Genomic DNA, 20,291 nt, shown 5'->3' on the forward strand with positions numbered 1-20,291 from the left:
ACCCCCCTATACCCCGTATCTAGGATTGTTTATTTTTGCCTCTTTATGAGGTGTTTCGCGGCATTCCCAGCGTTTTTTACCAATCTAGGCATTTACCCCCCGCAAATGCCGCAAAGCGGAGTTCTCGCGGGACAGCAAATCCTCCGGCTTGCCCTGCTCCACGATGCGACCCAGGTCAAGCACCGCCACCCAGTCGGCGGCATCAATCCGATCCAGACTGTGAGTAATCTCCAGAATCGTGGGATGCTCGGGCAAAGCCCGCAGATTCTCGGCAATCCGCGCGGACAATTCCGGGTTCAAATGCGCCGTGTATTCATCCAAAATCAAAATCCGCGAACCCCGCAACAGCGCCTGCGCCAAGGACAAACGCTGACGCTGCCCGCCACTTAAGGCATCCCCGCGCCCGCCAACCCGGCGTTCCAAGCCGCCCATCTCGCGGATTTCCTGGTCAATCGCCGCCAGGCGCAAAGCCTTCCACAAGTCATCGTCGCTGGCATCCGGTGCCGCCAGGCGCAGGTTTTGCCCCACCGTCATATCGAACAGCTTCGTATCCACGCTGACCAGAGACACCGCGCGACGCACCTCCTCCAAGCAATATTCCCGCAGGTCACCGCCCGCCAGGCGCACCGCACCCGCCTGGGGATCAAAGAACCGCAGCGCCAGACGCGCCAGGGTGGATTTCCCCGACCCCGTCGCCCCCACCACAGCCGTCCAGGAACCCGGCTTGACCTCGAAGTTGACTCCCCGAACCCCGGCGGGGATGCGTTCGCGGACAGTTTCAGACGTTTCCGTTTCATGAGGTGCCAGCCCAGATTCCGCATTTTTCCCAGAATTGCGGCTGGCATCTAATGAAGCCGCGCCACCCAGCGTCAACCTATCACCATAAGAAAAACTAACGTCACGGTACTCCAGTCCCAGTGCCCCCGCCGGAACCGGAGCCTCCCCACTAGCCAGTTCCAGTCCTTCGTGCGACAGTTTCCACACCCGGGCGGCAGCCGCAAAAGACACATTCAAATCCGCCCCGAAATCCACTACCCCCTGCAAGACTTCCCAAGAACGCAAGGTCGCGAAAACCACCGCCAGCCATGCCGCGAGACTAACCTGGCCATCCATAAACAGCCAGCCCCCCACCGTCAGCAACACCACCAGCGTCACCATTCGCCACGCCAACAGGAACGCCTCGCGGAAAGCCCGAATCCGCACATTTTTAGCGTCTCGGTCAAGTAACCGCGCTTCCACCCGCGCCATGCCGCGCAATCGAGGCTGTTCCAAGCCGTAACCAACCACTTCTGCCAGGCCACCCAGGGAATCTGTGACATGCGTGGACACCTCGCCGCGCACCGCCAGCTTCGCTAAAGCCGCCCGGTGACCGGCTCGGATTCCCACCCAGGGGATCGCCAAACCCACAGCCAACACCAGCGTCACTGCCACGGCCAGCGGCCACGGCACCAACGTGAAACTCACGGCAGCCACGGTCACCGGCACCACAATCGAAGACACTGCCGGGGCGAAAGTATGGGCAAAGAACACCTCGATACGGTCAATGTCCTTGGTCAGTCGCGCCAGCATATCCCCGCTGTGCGTGCGAAATTCCAGCGCTGGAGCCTGGGGGTAAATCGCACGAAATGCCTGGCCACGCAGGATTTCCAGGGCGCGAAACGCCACCAAATGCCCCAAGAAATGCTCCAGGTAGCGCGCCAAGCCTTTGACCAGCGCAATCACCACCATCACCGAGACCAACAGTCCCACGGTGTGCCCCGTCCCCAAGACGCAACCATTACGTGTATGGCTAAAAGCATTGGCTATCAGCACTATCGGCACCATAAACAGCGAAATACCCGCGAATTGGTCGCAGATTCGCGCCACCGCCGATCCCAGTAGCGGCGGCAGAACCTCGCGGGTCGATTGCAGCATCCACTTGCTCAGCGTCCAGGCCGAAGGTGTTTCCGGGACGGTGGTGGGGTTGCCTCCGTTTGGGGCGGTGGCTCCGTTCGTCCCGTCGGTTTCATGAGGTGCCAGTCCAGATTTCACCCCGTTTGTCGAATTGTGCGCAGCTTCCGTCATTATTCCGTGACCTCCCCCGCCGCGACGTGCAGCACTCTTTGCGCCAGTTCTGTCACCCGGGAACGGTGCGTGACCATAATCAAGGTGTATTCCCGTCCCAGTCCGCGCAAAGCCGCGAGGATTTCCCGCTCGGATTCCAGGTCTACCTGCGAGGTGACTTCATCTAACAGCAGGATTTTCCGACCCGAAATCAAGGCACGCGCGAGACTCAAACGCTGTTTTTGTCCCGAAGACAATCCCGTCCCGTTTTCACCCAGTGGCGTATCTAGCCCCAAGGGCATCTCGCGGATTTCTTGATTGATATGCGCTTTTTCGAGGGCATCCCACAGTTCGTCCTCGCTGGGGGGTTCCCCGGGTGCCACCGCCACCAGGTTTTCCCGAACTGTGCCGGTAAACAACCAGGTGTTTTGGCTGACCAAAGCGGACTGCGTGGTCAAATCCGCAGCTTGCCCATTCACGAGTATCCGCCCAGATTGAGGGCGCAAAAAGCCCTTCATCAGGTTCAACAAGGTGGTTTTACCCTGGCCGGAAGCCCCGACTATCGCCACGCGCTCACCCGAATAAATCCGCAAGTTTAAATCCGAGAATACGGGTTTACCCCCATACCCAAATCCCACTTGCGACAGTTCCACCACCCCGGGTTCCGCCGGCGTTCCCACGCCCCGAGCCTCTGTCCCCAAAGTCGATGCCGGAGCCCCACCGGGTTCAGGGTTCCCTCCCGCCAGAAAGGCGCGAATCCGGCGTTGCGCTCCCCGTCCCGCCATCGCGATATAGAAAAACGCCCCGAAGTGGTCGATGGGTTCCAACAAAAGCAAGGCCAAACCCAGCCCTGTCAGGGCTTGACCAGGAGTAATATCACCCCGCCACGCGAAATGTACCAAGAGCGCGGCGGTCACCGTCACCGTAAACAAGGAAAACACGGCATCCAGCACCAAAATCACCAGCTGGTTGGAACGCAATAAGCGCATAGTGGCTTGGCGGTTTTGCTCACCCACGGCTTCCAAGGTATCCGCCACGCGAGGTCCAGCACCCAACAGTTGCAAGGTGGTTAACCCCCCCAAGGCATCCAGATACGCAGCCGCAAGACTCGACCGCGCCCGGCTAGAGCCGGAGGAAACCTTGCGAAAGAACCGCACGAAACCAACTATCCCCAGGGGAATCAATGGCAGACAGGCTAAAACCAGGCCCGCCAGCAGGGGATGGACAAAAATTCCCATCGCCAAGATTAGGATTATTGGCGCGGAAAACGACCCCTTAACCTGGGGCTGGAAAGAATGGGTATAGAGGGTCATCCGCTCGGCGGATTCGGTGGCCAAAGAAACCATACTGCCCAGTTGCTCGCGTTTAATCCGAGCCGGGCCACAATCGAAAGTTTTTGACACCACGCGGTTACGCCACTGGTTTTCGCCCTTGATTTGAGCGGTGGCTTCAAGGTGAATCTCGGCAAATTTTCCCGCGAACACAATCAAGATTCCCACACCGGCCACTATCCACCACCACAGGCTGGCATCCGGCAAGCGACTCATGAAGCCGCCACCAACGTTACCAACCGCATCGCCCGCGCCACCCGCGCCACCCAAACCAGCATGGTCACAGGCACTCTCGGCGGCATTAGAAACGGAATCGACCTGGAACAAATCCCCCAACACTGCCCCGTAGCCGTCAAGAATCTTCCCGCCGGCCACAAACACCGCAGCCATCGCCAGGGTGGTCACCCAGAAACAAGCCACGGCCAGCCATCCTGCACGCCCGGCCTCGCCCCGGAGCTTTCCGACATTCAGTTTCACTTTTAAACCCGCCTCAAATCTATAAGCCTTTAAGGTAACTCCCGGCGACTCCACCACCTTCAGGCTATCCTTACGCAACCCGGACAACTAAGCAAATACTTTATCATTAACCATTTTGTTAGCCGATAACAACCCCCACCCGCTGCAGTTCCTTTACATCGGTGTAACCCGTGGTCGCCATCGTCCGCCGCAAGGCTCCCATCAGGTTCAAAGTACCCTCGGAATTATCCGCCGGACCAAAAAGCACTTGTTCCAAGGTACCTACTGTCCCGATTCGCACCCGAGATCCGCGCGGCAACGTCGAATGATGCGCCTCGCTGCCCCAATGCCAGCCCTGACCGGGAGCCTCACTGGCACGAGCCAAGGCCGTCCCTAGCATCACCGCGTCCGCCCCACAGGCAATCGCTTTCACAATGTCACCCGACAGGCCAATCCCCCCATCTGCGATAACATGCACGTAACGCCCGCTGGATTCATCCATGAAATCTCGGCGTGCCGCCGCCACATCCGCCACCGCCGTGGCCATCGGCACATGAATCCCCATGGTACGCCGAGTAGTGGAAGCCGCTCCCCCACCGAAACCCACCAGCACCCCGGCCGCACCGGTACGCATCAAATGCAGCGCCCCCGTATAGGTCGCCACCCCACCCACAATCACCGGAATATCCAAGTGGTGAATAAACTGCTTCAAGTTAAGGGGTTCTACCTGCGATGACACATGATCGGCGGACACCGTGGATCCGCGCACCACATACACATCCAAAGGAGCCCCGGCGATTTCCTCCCACCATTTCTGGGTTCCGGCCGGACTCATCGCCCCGGCCACCGTTACCCCGGCGTCCTTGATTTCCTGCAGCCGCGCCCGCATCAAATCCGGTTTGACCGGTTCGGCATAAATTTGTTGCAGTTTTGCAATCACATTAGCATCTTGCCCCAGCTCGGCCAGCTCCCGGTACAGCGGCAGCGGGTCGGAATACCGCGTCCACAGCCCCTCTAAATCCAAAACCCCGATTCCCCCCAGTTTCCCCAGGCGAATCGCGTTTTCCGGGCTCATCACCGAGTCCATGGGTGCCCCCATCACCGGAATCCGCATGTAATACGCGTCAAACTGCCATGACAGGGACACATCCTCGGGGTCACGGGTGCGCCTAGACGGCACCACCGCGATTTCATCGAAGGAATATGCCCGCCGGCCACGTTTGCCGCGCCCAATCTCCACTTCGTCGTTCATGATTACAGCCTCCCCAGTTTACCCAGCGTTTCCTGTTTAAACTCCCGATACGCATCCTCGCCAGCCAAAATAGCCGCGCGAATGTTTTGTACCAAGTGCACCGTGTAGTACTCGTTATGAATGGTCAACAGGGTCGAAGCCAGAATTTCTTTGGCCTTCAACAAATGATGAATATACGCACGGGTATAGTTACGGCACGTGTAACAGCCACAACCCGGTTGCACTGGAGAGAAATCCTCACGGAAGACCGCGCGTGACATATTTGTCCGCCCCGTCTCCAGGTAGGCCGCCCCGTTTCGCGCCACCCTGGATGGCGACACACAGTCGAAGGTGTCCGCTCCGGCTTCGATACCGGCAAAAAAGTCCTCTGGCTCGGAAATCCCCAAGAGGTGCCGTGGCCGGTCTTCAGGCAATTCCTCGGCCACCCAGGCGCAAATCCGTCCCAAGTTCTCTTTCTCCAGAGCGCCCCCAATACCGAAACCATCAAAAGCCTGGCCATCGACACACATCAATCCCAGGTCACGAGCGGCTTTGCGGCGTAAATCCTCCCACTGGGCACCTTGAATCACCCCGAACAGCATCTGGTAAGGCTTACCTTCGCGTACCTCGGTGAGGCGGCGATGCTCCCGTAAGCATCTTTCGGCCCAACGCCGGGTACGTTCCAGGGATTCCACCTGATAGTCATAGGAATGCAACAGCGACGTGAGTTCATCGAAGGCAAAAATAATATCCGCCCCCAGAAGGTGTTGGATTTGCATGGAAATCTCGGGGCTGAAACGGTGGTGACTTCCATCCAAATGCGAGCGAAAATTCACGCCGTCCTCGTCCACCCGCGCCAAGCCGGGATGTGCCTTGTTCCGGTTCGGTTCCGCGAGCTGCGCGTTTTCCTCGGATTCTTCAAGCTCGTTACGTTTCTGGCCGGATCGGTCGTGTCGATTGCCGGGGTCTGCGGGTTCATGAGGTGCCATCCCCGAATCCGGATTTCCCCCAGATTTAACCTTGCCCGCGAATTCCTGGGACAAGACCTTCTTGTATCCCGCGCCGAGGCTCAGGACTTGAAACCCACCGGAATCCGTGAATGTCGGCCCATCCCAATTCATGAAAGCCCCGAGTCCCCCCGCCCGATCCACCAGTTCCGGACCAGGCTGGAGATACAGGTGATAAGCATTGGCGAGAACCGCGCTGGCACCGAGGTCTCGGACTTGTTCAGGAACGAGGGCCTTCACCGTCGCTTTTGTACCGACAGGTACAAAAGCGGGGGTGGGGATATCCCCGTGCGGCGTGTGGATTACCCCAGCTCGCCCCAGAGTACCCAGGCGAGCGCAAATCTCGAATTTAGCGTTCATATTTCGACTATCCCCTCATGAATCCGAAATCTCAACGGAACCGGACATAACCGGCACCGCATCCGACACCGGCAAGTAGCTACACTCACCGTGTTTCACCAGACGAATCACCTGGATACTCAACGGAGACATGACAATTTCCAGCCCACATTTGTAGATATACCCAGTCACCACGTAATTCCAGAAATCCGCCCCGGAAATCACCCCGGCGAAAGCCACCGTGCAAAACAACACCGTGTCAACCAGCTCGCCCACCAGGGTCGAAGCAATCATGCGTCCCCACAAGAAACGCTCGCCCGTGCGCCCCTTCATCTTCACTAAAACCAGGGCGTTGAGCAACTGCCCCACCACATAACCAGCCAGGGAAGCCGCCACAACTCGAGGTACAAAACCGAAAATTGCCTGGAAAGCCTGGTGATTCACATCCCCCGGGCCAGGTGGCGCAATCGCCACCAGATAAAACAAAATCGAAGCCAGGATTGACACCGCGAAACCCGCCAAAACCGCGCGGCGCGCCCCGCGAAAACCATAGACTTCACTCAAGACATCACCCAGAATATAGGTGAAGGGAAACATCACCGCTCCCCCGTCGAATACCAAGGAAAAGAAAGAACCACCCGCGCCCGGAACCCCAGGAAGCTCCAGCCCAATCAACTTTGTAGCCGCAATGTTGCTCATCAGCAGTAAAGCCACAAAAAGCGCCAAGAACAGGTCAAAGAACCTTCCCTTTCCGGGTGCCACGAAACGCACCTGCGGTTGCGACCCTGTCCGCGAACCCACAACATTGATTGTCCCGGTCACGGCTTCTTCCACCACCGAATTCGAATTCATCTTTAATCCTTTCCCCCCATTGCGACTCATGCAAAGAACCACTCTAAGTTCACGGGGCGGTAATCAGGGCGAGTACGAGCCATATACTCGTTGAAGTTCTCGGCCCAAGTCCGATGAGCGGCCGCCTGGAAATCGTGTAACTCGTCCAACTCCATCCCGCGCAGCGACTCGTAACGCTCTACCATTGCCCCCAACAAATCCAAGGTGGCAGTAACATCAGAATCGGCCTGGTGAAAAGCCCGATTCCCATCTAAACCATAGGCCTCGCACACTGTAGCCAGTTTACGTTTCCCACGCCGATAGCGATCCAAAGTACGATCTAAAACCAACGGGTCAATCACCGGCGCAATTCGACCCCCCAGACGCGCCCGCAAGGTCGGCAACTCGTAACGCGCCAACTCGGCCTCTAGAATCTCGAAGTCAAAAGCCACGTTGAACCCCACCACCGGCACCCCGGAACTCATGGCCGCCGCCAGTTCCGAAGCAATCTCGGCCAGAGCCACCGCCGGTTGCTCACCGTGTTTCTCGAGGTATTCATCGGTCAAGCCGTTTACCTCGCTCGCCTTCACTGGCATAGGGACACCCGGGTTTATCACCCAGTTGTAAGCCGTGTCCTCGCCGCCGACCCGGCGAATCAACGACGCGGTCGCAATCCGGTCACGTCGCACCCACACCCCGGTGGTTTCCGTATCAAATCCCAGCCACTCGCCCTCGAACCAGGGCACCTTTGTTTCGCTCATACCTATTATTCTTGCACAGGCTTCCATCCGAAAAATTTGCTTCGTGAAAACCCCGAAAAGCACCTCATGAACAGGGCATTTAGTGCCGCTGATAATTCGGAGCCTCTACCGTGACCTGGACATCATGGGGGTGGGATTCCCGCAACCCGGCCGCCGTGATGCGAATGAACCGCCCCCGGTGACGCATCTCCTCGATATTATGCGCCCCCAGATAGAACATCGACTGGTGCAAGCCACCCACCAACTGATAAATCACCGAACCTAATGACCCCTGATAAGGCACCTGACCTTCGATTCCCTCCGGGACGATTTGATCATCAGAGGATACCTCCGCCTGGAAATAGCGATCCTTGGAATAAGACTTACGCCCACGCGAAGACATGGCGCCTAATGACCCCATCCCCCGATAATGCTTCCACTGTTTGCCGTTCATAAACACCAACTCCCCGGGCGATTCCTCACACCCGGCCAGCAGCGAACCCAACATAACAGTTTTCGCCCCCGCCACCAGCGCTTTCGCAATGTCCCCGGAATACTGTAAACCGCCGTCGGCAATCAAAGGTACCCCGGCAGCCTCGCAAGCCCGCGCCGCCATCGTAACCGCCGTGACCTGGGGCACCCCGACCCCAGCCACAACACGGGTGGTGCAAATCGAGCCCGGACCAACCCCGACTTTCACCCCATCCGCTCCCGCATCAATCAAAGCCTGGGCTCCCTCGGCGGTGGCCACGTTCCCGCCAATAACCTCGATTCCCGCGAAACCGGAATCCGACTTCAACTGCCGAATCATATCCAAAGCCAGTTTCGCCGCGCCATTCGCGGTATCAACCACTAGCACGTCCACCCCGGCTTCGGCCAAAGCCTCGGCACGCTGCCTCGCGTCGCCCCAATAGCCAATCGCCGCCCCCACCATCAGCCGACCGCGCGCGTCCTTGGTGGAATTCGGGAACTGTTCGGTTTTCACGAAATCCTTCACGGTAATCAAACCAGTCAAAGTGCCGTCGGGGTCAATCAACGGCAGTTTCTCGATACGGTTCTTTGCCAGTAATTCCAAGGCTTCCTCGCGGGAAATCCCAGTGCGCCCGGTAATCAGAGGCATCGGGGTCATGCATTCGCGCACCGTCAGCCGCCCCCACTCCGCCGCCGGGATAAACCGCAGGTCACGGTTGGTGATAATCCCGACCAACTTCCGGTTGTCATCCACCACCGGCAGCCCCGAAACCCGGTATTTCCCGCATTGCTGGTCGAGTTGCTCGATAGTAGCATCGGGGTAAATCGTGACCGGGTCGTACAGCATCCCCGATTCGCTGCGCTTTACCTGCAGGACTTGCGAGGCTTGCTCTGGAATCGACAGGTTGCGATGCACAATCCCAATCCCGCCTTGCCGCGCCATCGCGATAGCCATGCGTGATTCAGTAACCGTGTCCATCGCCGCTGATATCAGCGGAATTTTCAGCGTAATATTGCGAGTCAACTGGGTAGAGGTATCCACCTCGGCGGGTATCACATCGGTTTCTTCGGGCAAAAGCAACACATCGTCATAGGTCAATCCGAGTGCGCCGTAGGGATCTTTGCCTTGTGCTAATGCTGTTAGGGGGTTAACCGGGAAATCCGCCATTTTGTCCTTACACCTCTTGCTTTTCGCGTAACTACCTGCTTGATTGCTTGACGCTTATTCTATCGTTTTTGTCGCGGGGTGCTAAGTAGCGTGGTTTCGACTCCATAAAGTACCAGCCAAAAATCCTGGTACTTAGCGAAAACTGTGTCCTACCTTGGGTTTCGCGGGGGGCACGGCAGGCTTAGGTCATACTCACGGTCAGGTGACGTGACGCAAATCATCCCGTAGTAGGACATGGTTTTTTCGGGGTGTCCCGTAATCTGGAAGTGTGGAAAACAAACTGACGGAAAGGAAGAATCCGATGAGCAAGGTAACATATCTCCCGGCTCCGACCCTCGAGTCTTGGCAGTGGCAAGATAAAGCCGCCTGTAAGGATATGGGGACGGCGACTTTCTTTCATCCTGATGGCGAACGCGGCGGCACCAGACGCCGCCGCGCCGCTGCCGCCAAGGCGATTTGCGCGAACTGCCCGGTTCTGGAGCAATGCCGCAGTTACGCCCTGGCTGCCCATGAACCTTATGGAATTTGGGGCGGCATGACTGAAGAGGAACGCGCCGCCTATTGGAAAAGTCAGGAGGCCAAAACCGCATAAAAACCTTGCCTTAGTTTGTGAAGCTTAAGCCTTGGCGGGGGCGAATCCGCAGTAGATTGCATTTCACGATGGGGTCGAGACTGAGGTCTCGACCCCATTTGTTAAACCAGTTTAGGGTCGGGGTCGATGATTCCAAGCCTGGGTTTTGGATGGAGGCGGCAGAAATCAACGAAAATTTGGGGGTGAGGCTCTGTATATTTGAGCCTCACCCCCATTTTTCCTGAATTTCTGCCACGCGGCGCTACAGATGACCGGATGGCGCCTCATGCAAAGGGAATAAAAACACGGAAGGCCGGGCATAAGCCCGACCTTCCACACGAGATAAACCGCGCGCAGATTACTCCACCACAGCCAGCAAGTCCCGAGCCGAGAGGATAATGTATTCCTCGCCCTGGTACTTGACTTCGGTCCCGCCGTACTTGGCGTAGATGACCTTGTCACCCTCTTTGACATCCATCGGCACGCGCACGCCCTTGTCGTCAACGCGACCCGGACCCACTGCCACGACGGTGCCTTCCTGGGGCTTTTCTTTTGCCATATCCGGGATGACCAGCCCGGAAGCGGTCACTGTTTCCGCCTCCATCTGCTTGATGACAACCCGATCTTCCAAAGGTTTAATGGAAACCGACACTGCGATTCCCCTTTCTCTAGGTTCGTATTCCAGTAAATTTCTGTCAGCACGCCGTCGCGGGTGGCGTTCTTCCAGCCGTGCCGGGTTCGCACCCGACAACTGTTTTATATGTTAAACCCCGGTTAGCACTCTCGCAAGTCGAGTGCCAAGACGGGGGTGTTATCGGGTCGTTTGCGCCGGTCAGCCCGGTGTTTTTGCGCGCGGGTTCATGAGGTGCCACTCCGGTTGCGGTCGCTGGGGGGATTCGCGCGGGTTCATGAGGTGCTACCCCTGGGTTGCGCCCGTCGCCTGGCGCGGGCATACCGACGAAAGTCGGTATAACTGACCGACATTTATCCCTATCTTTGGCGCTGGCCATGCCCTAGCATAGTAAACAACAATCACGACCAACCCTAAAAGATAGATAACATGGAAGGAACTAGCATGAAAGACACCGCGAAAGTAACTTTTTCTATCTTGGGTGCATTTGTCGTCATTGTGGTGGGCATATTTCTGGGAGTAAGAGCATATGACACACCAGTCAGCTTCTTTGAAGATACCTATGGGATGCATCTTCCAGCAAGATGTAAAATTATATCCTATGAATCAAACATCGGATTCCCGGGCGATGGCTGGAAGTTTTTATTAATCAAGGTAAAGCATCCAGAATCTACCATAGGAACCGATTTAGATCCAGAAAGATTTACCACAAGAAAACTAAACGACTATGAAAGGAGTATTATCACAGGAGTCAAGAACAATCTTTCACCCAAAGTATTACTTCCAGATGACACTATCGTTACGTTTCGAACAGTTCACCTATATGACGATAAGGCTGTCATCATCTACAACAAGGCAGAACAAACATATGCAATCTACCAAGATATCAGCTAAAAGAAGGGAAAAATGATGATTAATATAAAGAAAGCTACATCCGCATTTTCGGTAATGTTACTTTGTCTCGGAATAAACACCACAAGCGCATTTGCATCTCAACCGGATGAGACAAGGCAATTAATTTCTGACATCTCAGAAATTGAACACAATCTCGCATCTAATGGAACCTCTGTGGAAACAGAACTTGCGAAACTAATAAAGGACTACCAGGAAAAACAAGAACACGCTAACCTAAATCCAGCAGAAAAAGTCCAACTGGATGCATTAATTAATCAGGTAAGAAAACAACTTACCGATTATATGGAATACAAAACAAATTCTACAGAACGCGGTAGATATGACGCAGTATATTCCCCTGCAGTAGCCGCCGCAGTAGCCGCCTTTGCTTCCCAACAATACATACTTGCGGCCGAATTGCTAACACACGCTCAGCAAATAGCGTAATACAAAAGGATTTGTATTACGCAATACACAGCTTCGATTGGGCTAGAACAGGCTCTTATATTACCATTACCGACCGTTATGATTTCGGTAAAGGCGATTTAGATAGTGTAGAAGGTGTTGCAATCGAAATAATGTATCAAGCTCAACAAGCAGGCGTGCTGGTTCCATACTATGTTTCAATAACCAGACAGTAACAACATGGGTGGTGCGACTGGAATACGCATCTGACCGCGCCACCCTCACAGCTCGCAAAACATGTCCTGAATATTCTTTCCCAGAGGTACTTATGCTGAAGCAACAAAAAATAGTTAATACTTCCAACAAGCTGTTAAAATATTTATTTCCACGCTATGAGCCCCTGCAGTCAACAAAGCGTACAGCGATTCTTCTCTCCTCACTTCTGGTTATCTTGATTGAAGCCTTCTTTGCTGAAAACGATCAGGATTTATTTGGATATGAATTTTTGTCTTTCCATCTTTCTTCTGGATTGGCTTTGTTATTCATTGTAGCGGTTCGTTACCAGATTTTTGAATTTGTTTTCATTGCGTCTTACCTGCTGTGCAACGCGTTTAGACTCCTGGGGGATTTTCGGGCTGTCAGCCTCTGTCTCAGTGTGCTGTTAATCGTGTGGCTGGTACGTTCCTGGATTATCCCCGCCATTACCCTACTGATTCTGGACTACGTCATCTCGGTGGCCGTGACCGACTATCCCGACCAGCAGATATTTGCTTCCTATGTAAACACTGTCCTCGTGCTGGTTCTCGGCTTTACGCTGCGCAAACTCTATCAAAACTTCGCAGCCAAGAGACTCCAGGCTAAAGAGGCCGCCGCGCGAACTCGCCATGAACTCGCCCAACAGCTCCACGACACGATTGCGAAAGACCTCGCTCACGTTACGATTCTCGCTCAGGATTTCTCCAAGGCTCACCCCGAACTTTCCCCCGAGATTCAACCCTTGGTGGATGCCGCCACCAGCGCCTCCCAGCGACTCCAACCCATGATACTTTGCATAGACACCGCTGCCGCCGACACGAAATTGAGCGAGGTCATCCAACAGGTTACCGCCATGTTGAAAACCCGGAATATTACCCTCGACATCACATCCTCGCCCAATGTGGATGGCACTCTTACCCGGCAACAAGCGCAAACGGGCGCGCTGGCTTTGCGGGAATGCGGTGCAAATATTTTGAAATACGCCCCGGTGGAAACACACGCCGACCTGGTGGTTGACGCCGAAGCCCAGCCTGGGGTACTGACTATATCAATCAGCAACGAAATCGCGCCCACCCCGCAGTCGCCCGCAATATCCAGTGGGTTTGGGCTAAATAATCTTTCCCGCCGAATCAGCGACGAAGGGGGTACCATGGAAATCACCCACCTTAGTAAACGCTGGGTGGTTTATATCACCCTCCCGGCCAACTCGAAGCCCGATACCCCTTAAGGAAAGCCGGAATCCCCGATATTGACGAAAAGAAATGGCACCTCATGAATAGCAATACCGAAATCAAAATCCTCATTGCCGATGATGACCAGATTATTCGCGACGGCCTGTCCAGCCTTTTAGATTCCCAAGACGGGCTGCGGGTAGTAGCCACTGCCGAAAACGGTCAGGAAGTCTTTACGCAATTGCAAGCACACCCCGTCGACTTGGTGTTGCTAGATGTGGATATGCCGGTCATGAGTGGCATCGAAGCCGCGCGTAAACTCAAGCTTGAATATCCCGATATCACTATTGTGATGCTGACCGTATTCGAACACGTTGAATCCCTGGGACAAGCCCTCGGTGCCGGAGTGCGCGGATTTTTGACTAAAGATATTCCCGCTGCGGAACTTGCAGAACTAATCCGCAAAGCCCACAACGGCCAGCAAGTCATGGGAACACGGCCTATCCAGATACTCACCGAAAACTATGCACAAACGCAGCAAGACCGCGAACAATACCGTGGCTTCATTGCCGCCGTGGATAGTCTGCCGGAACACCTGCGACCCACATTTCGCCTTTTGCTGCAAGCCTTGGCGAATAAGAATATCGCGCGGAAATTGCGGTTGAAAGATTCCACCGTCAGGTCATATGTTTCCGACATCCTGGAACACACCGGTTGCGCCACCCGCGGGGAACTGGCTATCACCGCAGTCAAGGCCGGCATCCGGGAATAAGTTAGGTAGCCATCGCGTAAAGCTCCGAGTCCCAAAACGCCGTAGGATAGTCCTATGACTCAAAACGCCTTGCAACCGGTTTTAACCCCGGAGGGTTTCCAAATGCTAGAAAGCCTGGGGAAACTCGGGTCTTATTCCCCGCAACTGGCCGACAAACTCAACCAGGGTCTGCGTAAGCGTGGGGTTGACCCCGAACTGGTGGCAGCGATTTTGACCCAGCTGGAACTGCGGGATGAAGCCCGCGCCAAGTTTGGTGGCTTTGCGGATGCGATGCTGCTGACCCGCGACGGGCTGGAACAGGCCACTCGTCTGCCGGTGGCCGCCCACCATGCCGCGCGTTTCCGCCGGGCGGGCTGCCAAAAAGTCGCCGACCTGGGTTGCGGGATAGGCGCGGAATCGCTGGCTTTCGCGGGGGTCGGGCTGCTGGTAGAGGCCTTCGAGATAGACGAGACTACCGCTGCCGCTGCCCTGCTGAATCTGCGCGCCTTCCCCGAAGCCAAGGTGACCCAGGCGGATATCACCAAACTCAACTGGAAAAAACTGCGCAAAGCCGGGGTGGACGGGGCTTTCGCCGACCCGGCGCGCCGCGACAAGCACGGCCGCAAGCTCAAGCCCAAACATTGGAAGCCGCCACTCGACACGGTTTTGGCTTGGCGTCACGAGGTGCCAGGTGAAAATCTGGGCGTAAAGGTAGCCCCGGGCATCGACTACCAGGAGCTTCCCGCCGATGCGGAAGTAACCTGGGTTTCGGTGGGCGGCGACCTGGTTGAGGCCGGTATCTGGTTGGGGGATTTACGCGAAAAACCCGGGCGGAGCGCTTTGCTGATTGGCGCTGACGGACATGTGCGCGCGGCCTTGCGTGACCCGAGTGATTCCGGCAAGGCGAATGCGCCAGTGCGCGCGGCCGACACTCTCAAGTCGGAAGACGACTTGGGAGACTGGATTTTCGAGCCGGACGCGGCGGTTATCCGCGCCGGTTTGGTGGCGCGCGCGGCAGAGTTGGCCGGAGCGCGGCTGGTCTCCCCCGGTATCGCTTATCTCACGGGTAGCGGTTCATTAGGTGCCATCCCGGGCAAAACCGGCTGCGACCAAGACGAGGCTTTGCGGGACGCCTCATTAGCGGCCACCATGAAACTGGGGACGTATTTTAGGATTGAACGGGTCTGTGCCCTGGACGAAAAGGCTTTGAAGAAAACACTCAAGGCGCTGGGAGTACGCAGCCTGGAAGTCAAAAAACGTGGCGCGGATATTAGCCCGGCGCATTTGCGGAAAAAGATTTTGGCGAAACCAAATCCTGAAGGCGAAGATTTGACCTTGCTTGCCACCCGGATTGCCGGCAAGCACCGGGCGATTTTGGCACGTCGAATCCCGGATAGCATCTCATGAACCCCACCCCGCAGCCAACATAGTGGCAAAAATAAGTGAAAATTTGACCCAAAACCGGGTTTTTTACCGCAAATCCAATATCTTCACTCGTTTCTGCCAGGGGTAATCAGAGGGGGTATGATTGAGGGCGTGTTTAACGGTGAAACCCTGACCCTTGGAATTGAATCGACCTGTGACGAAACCGGCGCGGCGCTGGTGGCGGGCAAGACGAAACTGATAGCGAACGTGGTGGCGACTTCGATGGATCAGTACGCGCGCTACGGCGGGATTATCCCGGAAATTGCCTCGCGGGCGCACCTGGAGTCATTCCTGCCGGTGGTCACCAGTGCTCTGGAACAGGCTGGCGTCAAGCTCGAGGACATTGACCGTATCGGGGTTTCCGGCGGGCCGGGCTTGATTGGTTCGCTGGCAGTGGGTATCGCGGGGGCGAAAGCGTTGGCACTGGCTCTGCATAAGCCACTTTACGGGGTGAATCACGTGATTGGGCACCTGGCGGTTGACCAGCTGGCCAGTGAGGAGATGCTAAAACTGCCGGCGGTCGGCCTGGTGGTTAGCGGGGGGCACACGAACCTGCTGTATATCGAGGATTTTGCCGCACCCGGCGGGATTCGGGAACTGGGTGGTACCCTGGACGATGCTTCGGGCGAGGCTTTTGACAAGGTGGGGCGCATTCTGGGTCTGCCCTATCCGGGTGGGCCGAACGTAGATCGGATGTCCCAGCAGGGGACGCTTGGCGCAATTGATTTTCCGCGCGGACTGTCGGGCGCGAAATACGCCAAGTCGCACCCCTATGATTTTTCGTTTTCCGGGTTGAAAACCGCCGTGGCGCGTTATATCGCTTCATTAGAGGCCAGCCCGGAAGCCCGCTCTCACCCCGAATTCACCGAGGACTACCAGGCCACCCGCGAGGGTAAGCCCTGGTTGCCAGTGGCCGACATCTGCAAAGGATTTTCGGAGTCCATCAACGATTCCCTGGTGTCAAAGACCCTAAAGGCTTTGCAGGACACTGGCGCGAAAACCCTGGTCGTGGGCGGGGGGTATTCCGCGAATTCTCGGCTGCGCTCCTGGTTGGCCGAAGCTTGCCCCGAGATTGGGGTTACCCTGCGAATTCCACCGCTCAAGTTCTGCACCGATAACGGTGCCCAGATTGCTGCCATCACGGCGGAGATTGCTGACCGCCTCGAACCGAGTCGCCCGGACTTCTCCCCCGTCTCTGCCCTGGATTTGACCAGAGTCATGGTCTAGCCCTCACAATGAATTAGATTGCAACACATACAGAGTATCTTTAGTGCGTGGATGTGTTGTTGGGTTGGGTTGGTTTGTTGGTTTCTTTGGTTTCCTTGGTTTTGGTGGGGGTTTCAGTGACCCCTGGTGTGGCTAGTGTTTTGCCTGCTAGCTTCAAAGTCACCGGTTTTTCCAGGATTGGGGTAATGGGCTGGCTATCCTGAGTCTTCTTAGCTATCACAGCCTGCAAAACCTTAGACTGGTCAGGAAAATCCTTAGTCCACACCAGCATATCCAGGAGATTTGTGGTTTTCTTCCCATCCTTATCCCGACCAGGCAAGAGCATGATTTCCATGAAATTCGCGGTAACCATAGCCTTAGCCAGGGCATCCACCTTCTTTAGAGATTCCCCACCACCCTTCTTCCCAGCCAAGTAATACAACTCACCCAAAGTAGCCTTTTGCGAATCATCCAAAGCAGCCACCAACCCCTCAATCCGCGAGGAATACTTATCAAAATAAGCCTTCGGGCCATCCACATTGCCCTGGTTTCCAGCACCTGCCGGAGCCCCCGGAACAGGCGCAGTAGCGGGCTGTTTCGCCTCGGCTATCATCGAACGCACCTGACTAAAATTAGCCTCACGCCAGGCAATATACCGCTGCGCCTCCGCAGACCGCACCCCCAACTCCGAAGGCTTCCCATCAGAATGATGAGGCGAATACGCATACACCAAAGCCTGCACATCCTTATAATCCTTAATAGTATTACTCCCGTTATACCCCCAACAATCATTACCAGCAGCATTCACAATCCAGTTTTTAGGAATAAGATTGTCATTCAACGCCGCCGAAGACAAAGTCTCCACAACCGTCTGCGCCGCCTCCTCCGGCTGATTAAACCACCAAGGGGGATCCATCACACCGCGACGAAAATACTCCACCATCGCCGCCCGACCCTTAAGCACACGATAATCTATCCAATCAGCAGGATTTTTTGGAACATACCAAGAACCTTCAAAATCCTCTACTTTATAAGGTAAAGCAGGTGAGTATGCGGCGGATGTGTAGTGTGATACCGCCATTTCGCTCATGCCGTGGTCGTGAGCATAGACGTACATATTAGCAATCAGGTTACGTTCTTTTTGCGTAAACACATTCGACGGCACATACCCTTCTTCAACACTATAAGGACCACGCTCACTCCAATTAAAGCTCGGAATAACCGGCATATCGGACTTATCCCCACCGTTTTGAATACCAAAGCAGTGCCGTAGCATAGCCTCCCAGCCGTTATACCCGTCAATAGCCGAACTCGTGGCGAGCACTCCACCAATATGCTTCTGCTCGAAAGACCCAGCAACAGCCGTGGGATCAAACACCGCGCTGGTGGGAGCGGATGCGGGCTTGACACCAGTAATCTCCACCATGTCCACTATTGGACTCTGCCCACGATTCGGCGTAGCACTGGTACCCGAAACCGAAGCAGAATTTCTGGCATCACCCACACTCCTCCGAGGCAAAGACCCAGCAACACCAGCACCGAGACCATTAACCAAACCCGCATCCATGACTCCACACTCCTTATGCTTAAACCAGTGCTCTTAATACGAAACTACTAGAGAATCAACACCGCTATCACTAATTAATGCTCGTGATGGCCCGTTGGGGAACATGTGTTGAATGGTGAAACTCCCCTTAGCGGAAACATTATTGTAGAGCCCTCCGTTTATCTCCTCTTCGTTAGCACCCACAACTTGAAACCTACCAATCCCTTCAATGGGACGCACTCCATTAATTTTTTCATAAAGAGTACAGGCGACAATTTTTGTTCCGTACGGTTCGGTATAGCACAAACGCACCTGCTCTTCGTTTGATTGGTCGTAGGCAGTAACCGTGGCGTAGACACTGGTTGCCATATCTAAACGATCTACATAGGTGGGTGGCATAAAGTACTGACCACTTACGACTCCTCTATATGTGGAGTAGACGTTGTAGTGCCTTTGTGAATCGTACCAACCCCCGTTAGCGGCGACAGCGGTTCCAGCCATCATCGCGCCAACAGCAATCGTAGCTACTCCGGCAGCAAATTTACGAAAAATCGACATCATAGCCTCCTTTTAAAATCAGCTTGTGGGTTCCTTTATCCCCCCCCCATCGGCAAAGAATCAACAAACCTGAGGATTTTTAGCAGTATTTTCCAGAGAAACTCAACACCCCCGAAATACTCGCAGGTCAAGACCGTTTAGTTAGTTCCACCACTATCTACCGCTTCCCAACATGTAAATCTGGCCTTGATTCCGACCAGCACCTCATGAACCCCGAACCACAAACGGAAAACGCACTCGACCCACCCGCCCTGTCAAGATACCCTCAGGCCACGCGGTATGCTGGGGGCATGATAGAAAACGCGATGGAAAACTTGACCGACGGTGACCAGCGACTGGTGCTGACCCTGTCTTGCCCCGATAAACCCGGCATTGTGCACGCCGTGTCTGGCCTGGTTAGCGAGGCGGGCGGGAATATCCTGCAATCCGCCCAGTTCGGCGACCCCGACACGGGGCTGTTCTTCATGCGCGTGTCCATGGATGTGCCCAGCCGAGAAACCGTGGAAACCCGCGTCCAGGAACTCGCCCAAACCTATGACATGAACTGGAACTTGGACGAAATTGGGCGGCCACTGCGCACCGTAATCATGGTCTCGAAAGAAGGCCATTGCCTGTCCGACCTGCTCTATCGCGTGCGCGACAATGCGCTGCCGATTGACGTGCGCGCGGTGGTGGGTAACCACCCCGACCTCTCCCCTATCGCCACTTTCTACCAAGTGCCCTTCATCCTGGTGCCAGTCACCAAAGACAACAAACCCCAGGCGGAACAGCGCCTGCTCGACCTGGTAGAAGCCGAAAAAATCGAACTGGTCGTGCTCGCGCGATATATGCAGATACTCTCCGATAAGCTCTGCCAAAAAATGGGCGGGCGGATTATTAATATTCACCATTCTTTCCTGCCGTCTTTCAAAGGAGCGCGTCCCTACGCCCAGGCCCACGAGAGGGGCGTGAAACTGATTGGTGCCACTGCTCACTATGTCACCGCTGATCTGGATGAAGGCCCGATTATCGAACAAGACGTCGCGCGGGTCGACCACACCCTCACCACCGCCGCCATGCAAAAACAAGGCCAAGACGTCGAACGCCGGGTGCTCGCCCAAGCCGTCAAGTGGCACGCCGAACACCGCGTGTTGCTAAACGGCACCCGCACCGTCATCTTCCGCTAGGTTTCATGAGGGGCCAGCCTGAATCCCGACCAGCACCTCATGAATCGGCAATAAAACCGCAACGAGCGAACCACAGCAACGCCGCGTAGAGTCC

The 20,291-nt window shown here is 55.5% G+C and carries 19 protein-coding genes; 8 read left to right on the forward strand and 11 right to left on the reverse strand.

What is annotated here, in order from left to right; all coding sequences use genetic code 11:
• Nucleotides 1-84 precede the first annotated feature (84 nt).
• From F4555_RS05850 to guaB, 7 genes are all read right to left on the reverse strand, one after another.
• Nucleotides 85-2,064: an ABC transporter ATP-binding protein gene (locus F4555_RS05850; protein ID WP_115325963.1), complete on the reverse strand. Its 1,980-nt coding sequence runs from the start codon at nt 2,062-2,064 to the stop codon at nt 85-87.
• Entirely contained in the window at nt 2,064-3,851 is a 1,788-nt protein-coding gene (locus tag F4555_RS05855) for an ABC transporter ATP-binding protein/permease (RefSeq protein ID WP_248613640.1), read from the reverse strand. Before F4555_RS05855 ends, F4555_RS05850 begins: the two co-directional genes overlap by 1 nt.
• Before the next feature lie 118 nt (nt 3,852-3,969).
• Nucleotides 3,970-5,082 (reverse strand): GuaB3 family IMP dehydrogenase-related protein, encoded by a 1,113-nt coding sequence (locus F4555_RS05860; protein WP_004012072.1) that lies wholly within the window; start codon nt 5,080-5,082, stop codon nt 3,970-3,972.
• Nucleotides 5,083-5,084: 2 nt separating this feature from the next.
• Nucleotides 5,085-6,428 carry a tRNA guanosine(34) transglycosylase Tgt gene (gene tgt / locus F4555_RS05865; RefSeq protein ID WP_115325962.1) on the reverse strand — a complete coding sequence of 448 codons (1,344 nt, stop codon included), beginning with the start codon at nt 6,426-6,428 and terminating at the stop codon, nt 5,085-5,087.
• A gap of 15 nt (nt 6,429-6,443) precedes the next feature.
• The gene (locus tag F4555_RS05870; RefSeq protein WP_146742427.1) at nt 6,444-7,259 is read right to left on the reverse strand and encodes a queuosine precursor transporter; all 816 of its coding nucleotides are present in this window, start codon (nt 7,257-7,259) and stop codon (nt 6,444-6,446) included.
• Between the two features lie 26 nt (nt 7,260-7,285).
• Nucleotides 7,286-7,999 (reverse strand): exonuclease domain-containing protein, encoded by a 714-nt coding sequence (locus tag F4555_RS05875; RefSeq protein WP_231282848.1) that lies wholly within the window; start codon nt 7,997-7,999, stop codon nt 7,286-7,288.
• A 79-nt stretch (nt 8,000-8,078) separates the two neighbouring features.
• Nucleotides 8,079-9,617 carry an IMP dehydrogenase gene (gene guaB, locus F4555_RS05880; protein ID WP_004012068.1) on the reverse strand — a complete coding sequence of 513 codons (1,539 nt, stop codon included), beginning with the start codon at nt 9,615-9,617 and terminating at the stop codon, nt 8,079-8,081.
• Nucleotides 9,618-9,918: 301 nt separating this feature from the next.
• Between guaB and F4555_RS05885 the strand changes: the two genes are divergently transcribed.
• Nucleotides 9,919-10,209 (forward strand): WhiB family transcriptional regulator, encoded by a 291-nt coding sequence (locus F4555_RS05885; protein ID WP_004012067.1) that lies wholly within the window; start codon nt 9,919-9,921, stop codon nt 10,207-10,209.
• Nucleotides 10,210-10,546: 337 nt separating this feature from the next.
• Here the strand turns inward: F4555_RS05885 and groES are convergent, their stop codons facing one another.
• Together groES and F4555_RS05895 are read right to left on the reverse strand one after the other, a co-directional pair.
• Entirely contained in the window at nt 10,547-10,840 is a 294-nt protein-coding gene (gene groES / locus F4555_RS05890; RefSeq protein WP_004012065.1) for a co-chaperone GroES, read from the reverse strand.
• A 43-nt stretch (nt 10,841-10,883) separates the two neighbouring features.
• Nucleotides 10,884-11,141, reverse strand: coding sequence for a hypothetical protein (locus F4555_RS05895; protein ID WP_004016577.1), 258 nt, complete (start codon nt 11,139-11,141; stop codon nt 10,884-10,886).
• A gap of 122 nt (nt 11,142-11,263) precedes the next feature.
• Between F4555_RS05895 and F4555_RS05900 the strand changes: the two genes are divergently transcribed.
• The 6 genes from F4555_RS05900 to tsaD all read left to right on the forward strand — a co-directional run bounded on the left by F4555_RS05900 (nt 11,264) and on the right by tsaD (nt 16,948).
• Nucleotides 11,264-11,713, forward strand: a complete 450-nt coding sequence (locus F4555_RS05900; RefSeq protein ID WP_004018273.1) for a hypothetical protein — start codon at nt 11,264-11,266, stop codon at nt 11,711-11,713.
• 12 nt (nt 11,714-11,725) lie between these two features.
• Complete coding sequence (locus F4555_RS05905; protein WP_004012062.1) at nt 11,726-12,160, forward strand: hypothetical protein; 435 nt, start codon at nt 11,726-11,728, stop codon at nt 12,158-12,160.
• A gap of 493 nt (nt 12,161-12,653) precedes the next feature.
• Entirely contained in the window at nt 12,654-13,601 is a 948-nt protein-coding gene (locus F4555_RS05910) for a sensor histidine kinase (RefSeq protein WP_249262464.1), read from the forward strand.
• Between the two features lie 44 nt (nt 13,602-13,645).
• Nucleotides 13,646-14,317, forward strand: coding sequence for a response regulator transcription factor (locus F4555_RS05915; protein WP_004012056.1), 672 nt, complete (start codon nt 13,646-13,648; stop codon nt 14,315-14,317).
• 54 nt (nt 14,318-14,371) lie between these two features.
• Entirely contained in the window at nt 14,372-15,703 is a 1,332-nt protein-coding gene (locus F4555_RS05920) for a THUMP-like domain-containing protein (protein ID WP_115325961.1), read from the forward strand.
• 117 nt (nt 15,704-15,820) lie between these two features.
• Nucleotides 15,821-16,948 carry a tRNA (adenosine(37)-N6)-threonylcarbamoyltransferase complex transferase subunit TsaD gene (gene tsaD, locus F4555_RS05925; protein WP_103759134.1) on the forward strand — a complete coding sequence of 376 codons (1,128 nt, stop codon included), beginning with the start codon at nt 15,821-15,823 and terminating at the stop codon, nt 16,946-16,948.
• 40 nt (nt 16,949-16,988) lie between these two features.
• Here tsaD and F4555_RS05930 read toward each other — a convergent pair whose 3' ends face one another.
• Together F4555_RS05930 and F4555_RS05935 are read right to left on the reverse strand one after the other, a co-directional pair.
• Nucleotides 16,989-18,431: a hypothetical protein gene (locus F4555_RS05930; RefSeq protein ID WP_311768821.1), complete on the reverse strand. Its 1,443-nt coding sequence runs from the start codon at nt 18,429-18,431 to the stop codon at nt 16,989-16,991.
• Nucleotides 18,432-18,527: 96 nt separating this feature from the next.
• Complete coding sequence (locus F4555_RS05935) at nt 18,528-19,034, reverse strand: branched-chain amino acid ABC transporter substrate-binding protein (RefSeq protein ID WP_249262465.1); 507 nt, start codon at nt 19,032-19,034, stop codon at nt 18,528-18,530.
• Nucleotides 19,035-19,321: 287 nt separating this feature from the next.
• Between F4555_RS05935 and purU the strand changes: the two genes are divergently transcribed.
• Complete coding sequence (gene purU / locus F4555_RS05940) at nt 19,322-20,197, forward strand: formyltetrahydrofolate deformylase (RefSeq protein ID WP_004572070.1); 876 nt, start codon at nt 19,322-19,324, stop codon at nt 20,195-20,197.
• Nucleotides 20,198-20,291: the final 94 nt, after the last annotated feature.

The organism is Mobiluncus mulieris (assembly GCF_014204735.1).
Classification (GTDB): domain Bacteria; phylum Actinomycetota; class Actinomycetes; order Actinomycetales; family Actinomycetaceae; genus Mobiluncus; species Mobiluncus mulieris.

What these genes read in the sequence shown, in the direction of transcription:
- F4555_RS05935 (WP_249262465.1), bottom strand. Translation starts at nt 19,034, where the DNA reads ATGATGTCGATTTTTCGTAAATTTGCTGCCGGAGTAGCTACGATTGCT.
- F4555_RS05920 (WP_115325961.1), top strand. Translation starts at nt 14,372, where the DNA reads ATGACTCAAAACGCCTTGCAACCGGTTTTAACCCCGGAGGGTTTCCAA.
- F4555_RS05860 (WP_004012072.1), bottom strand. Translation starts at nt 5,082, where the DNA reads ATGAACGACGAAGTGGAGATTGGGCGCGGCAAACGTGGCCGGCGGGCA.
- F4555_RS05885 (WP_004012067.1), top strand. Translation starts at nt 9,919, where the DNA reads ATGAGCAAGGTAACATATCTCCCGGCTCCGACCCTCGAGTCTTGGCAG.
- F4555_RS05905 (WP_004012062.1), top strand. Translation starts at nt 11,726, where the DNA reads ATGATGATTAATATAAAGAAAGCTACATCCGCATTTTCGGTAATGTTA.
- tsaD (WP_103759134.1), top strand. Translation starts at nt 15,821, where the DNA reads ATGATTGAGGGCGTGTTTAACGGTGAAACCCTGACCCTTGGAATTGAA.
- F4555_RS05895 (WP_004016577.1), bottom strand. Translation starts at nt 11,141, where the DNA reads ATGCCCGCGCCAGGCGACGGGCGCAACCCAGGGGTAGCACCTCATGAA.
- F4555_RS05850 (WP_115325963.1), bottom strand. Translation starts at nt 2,064, where the DNA reads ATGACGGAAGCTGCGCACAATTCGACAAACGGGGTGAAATCTGGACTG.
- guaB (WP_004012068.1), bottom strand. Translation starts at nt 9,617, where the DNA reads ATGGCGGATTTCCCGGTTAACCCCCTAACAGCATTAGCACAAGGCAAA.
- F4555_RS05875 (WP_231282848.1), bottom strand. Translation starts at nt 7,999, where the DNA reads ATGAGCGAAACAAAGGTGCCCTGGTTCGAGGGCGAGTGGCTGGGATTT.
- F4555_RS05870 (WP_146742427.1), bottom strand. Translation starts at nt 7,259, where the DNA reads ATGAATTCGAATTCGGTGGTGGAAGAAGCCGTGACCGGGACAATCAAT.
- F4555_RS05915 (WP_004012056.1), top strand. Translation starts at nt 13,646, where the DNA reads ATGAATAGCAATACCGAAATCAAAATCCTCATTGCCGATGATGACCAG.
- purU (WP_004572070.1), top strand. Translation starts at nt 19,322, where the DNA reads ATGATAGAAAACGCGATGGAAAACTTGACCGACGGTGACCAGCGACTG.
- F4555_RS05900 (WP_004018273.1), top strand. Translation starts at nt 11,264, where the DNA reads ATGAAAGACACCGCGAAAGTAACTTTTTCTATCTTGGGTGCATTTGTC.
- tgt (WP_115325962.1), bottom strand. Translation starts at nt 6,428, where the DNA reads ATGAACGCTAAATTCGAGATTTGCGCTCGCCTGGGTACTCTGGGGCGA.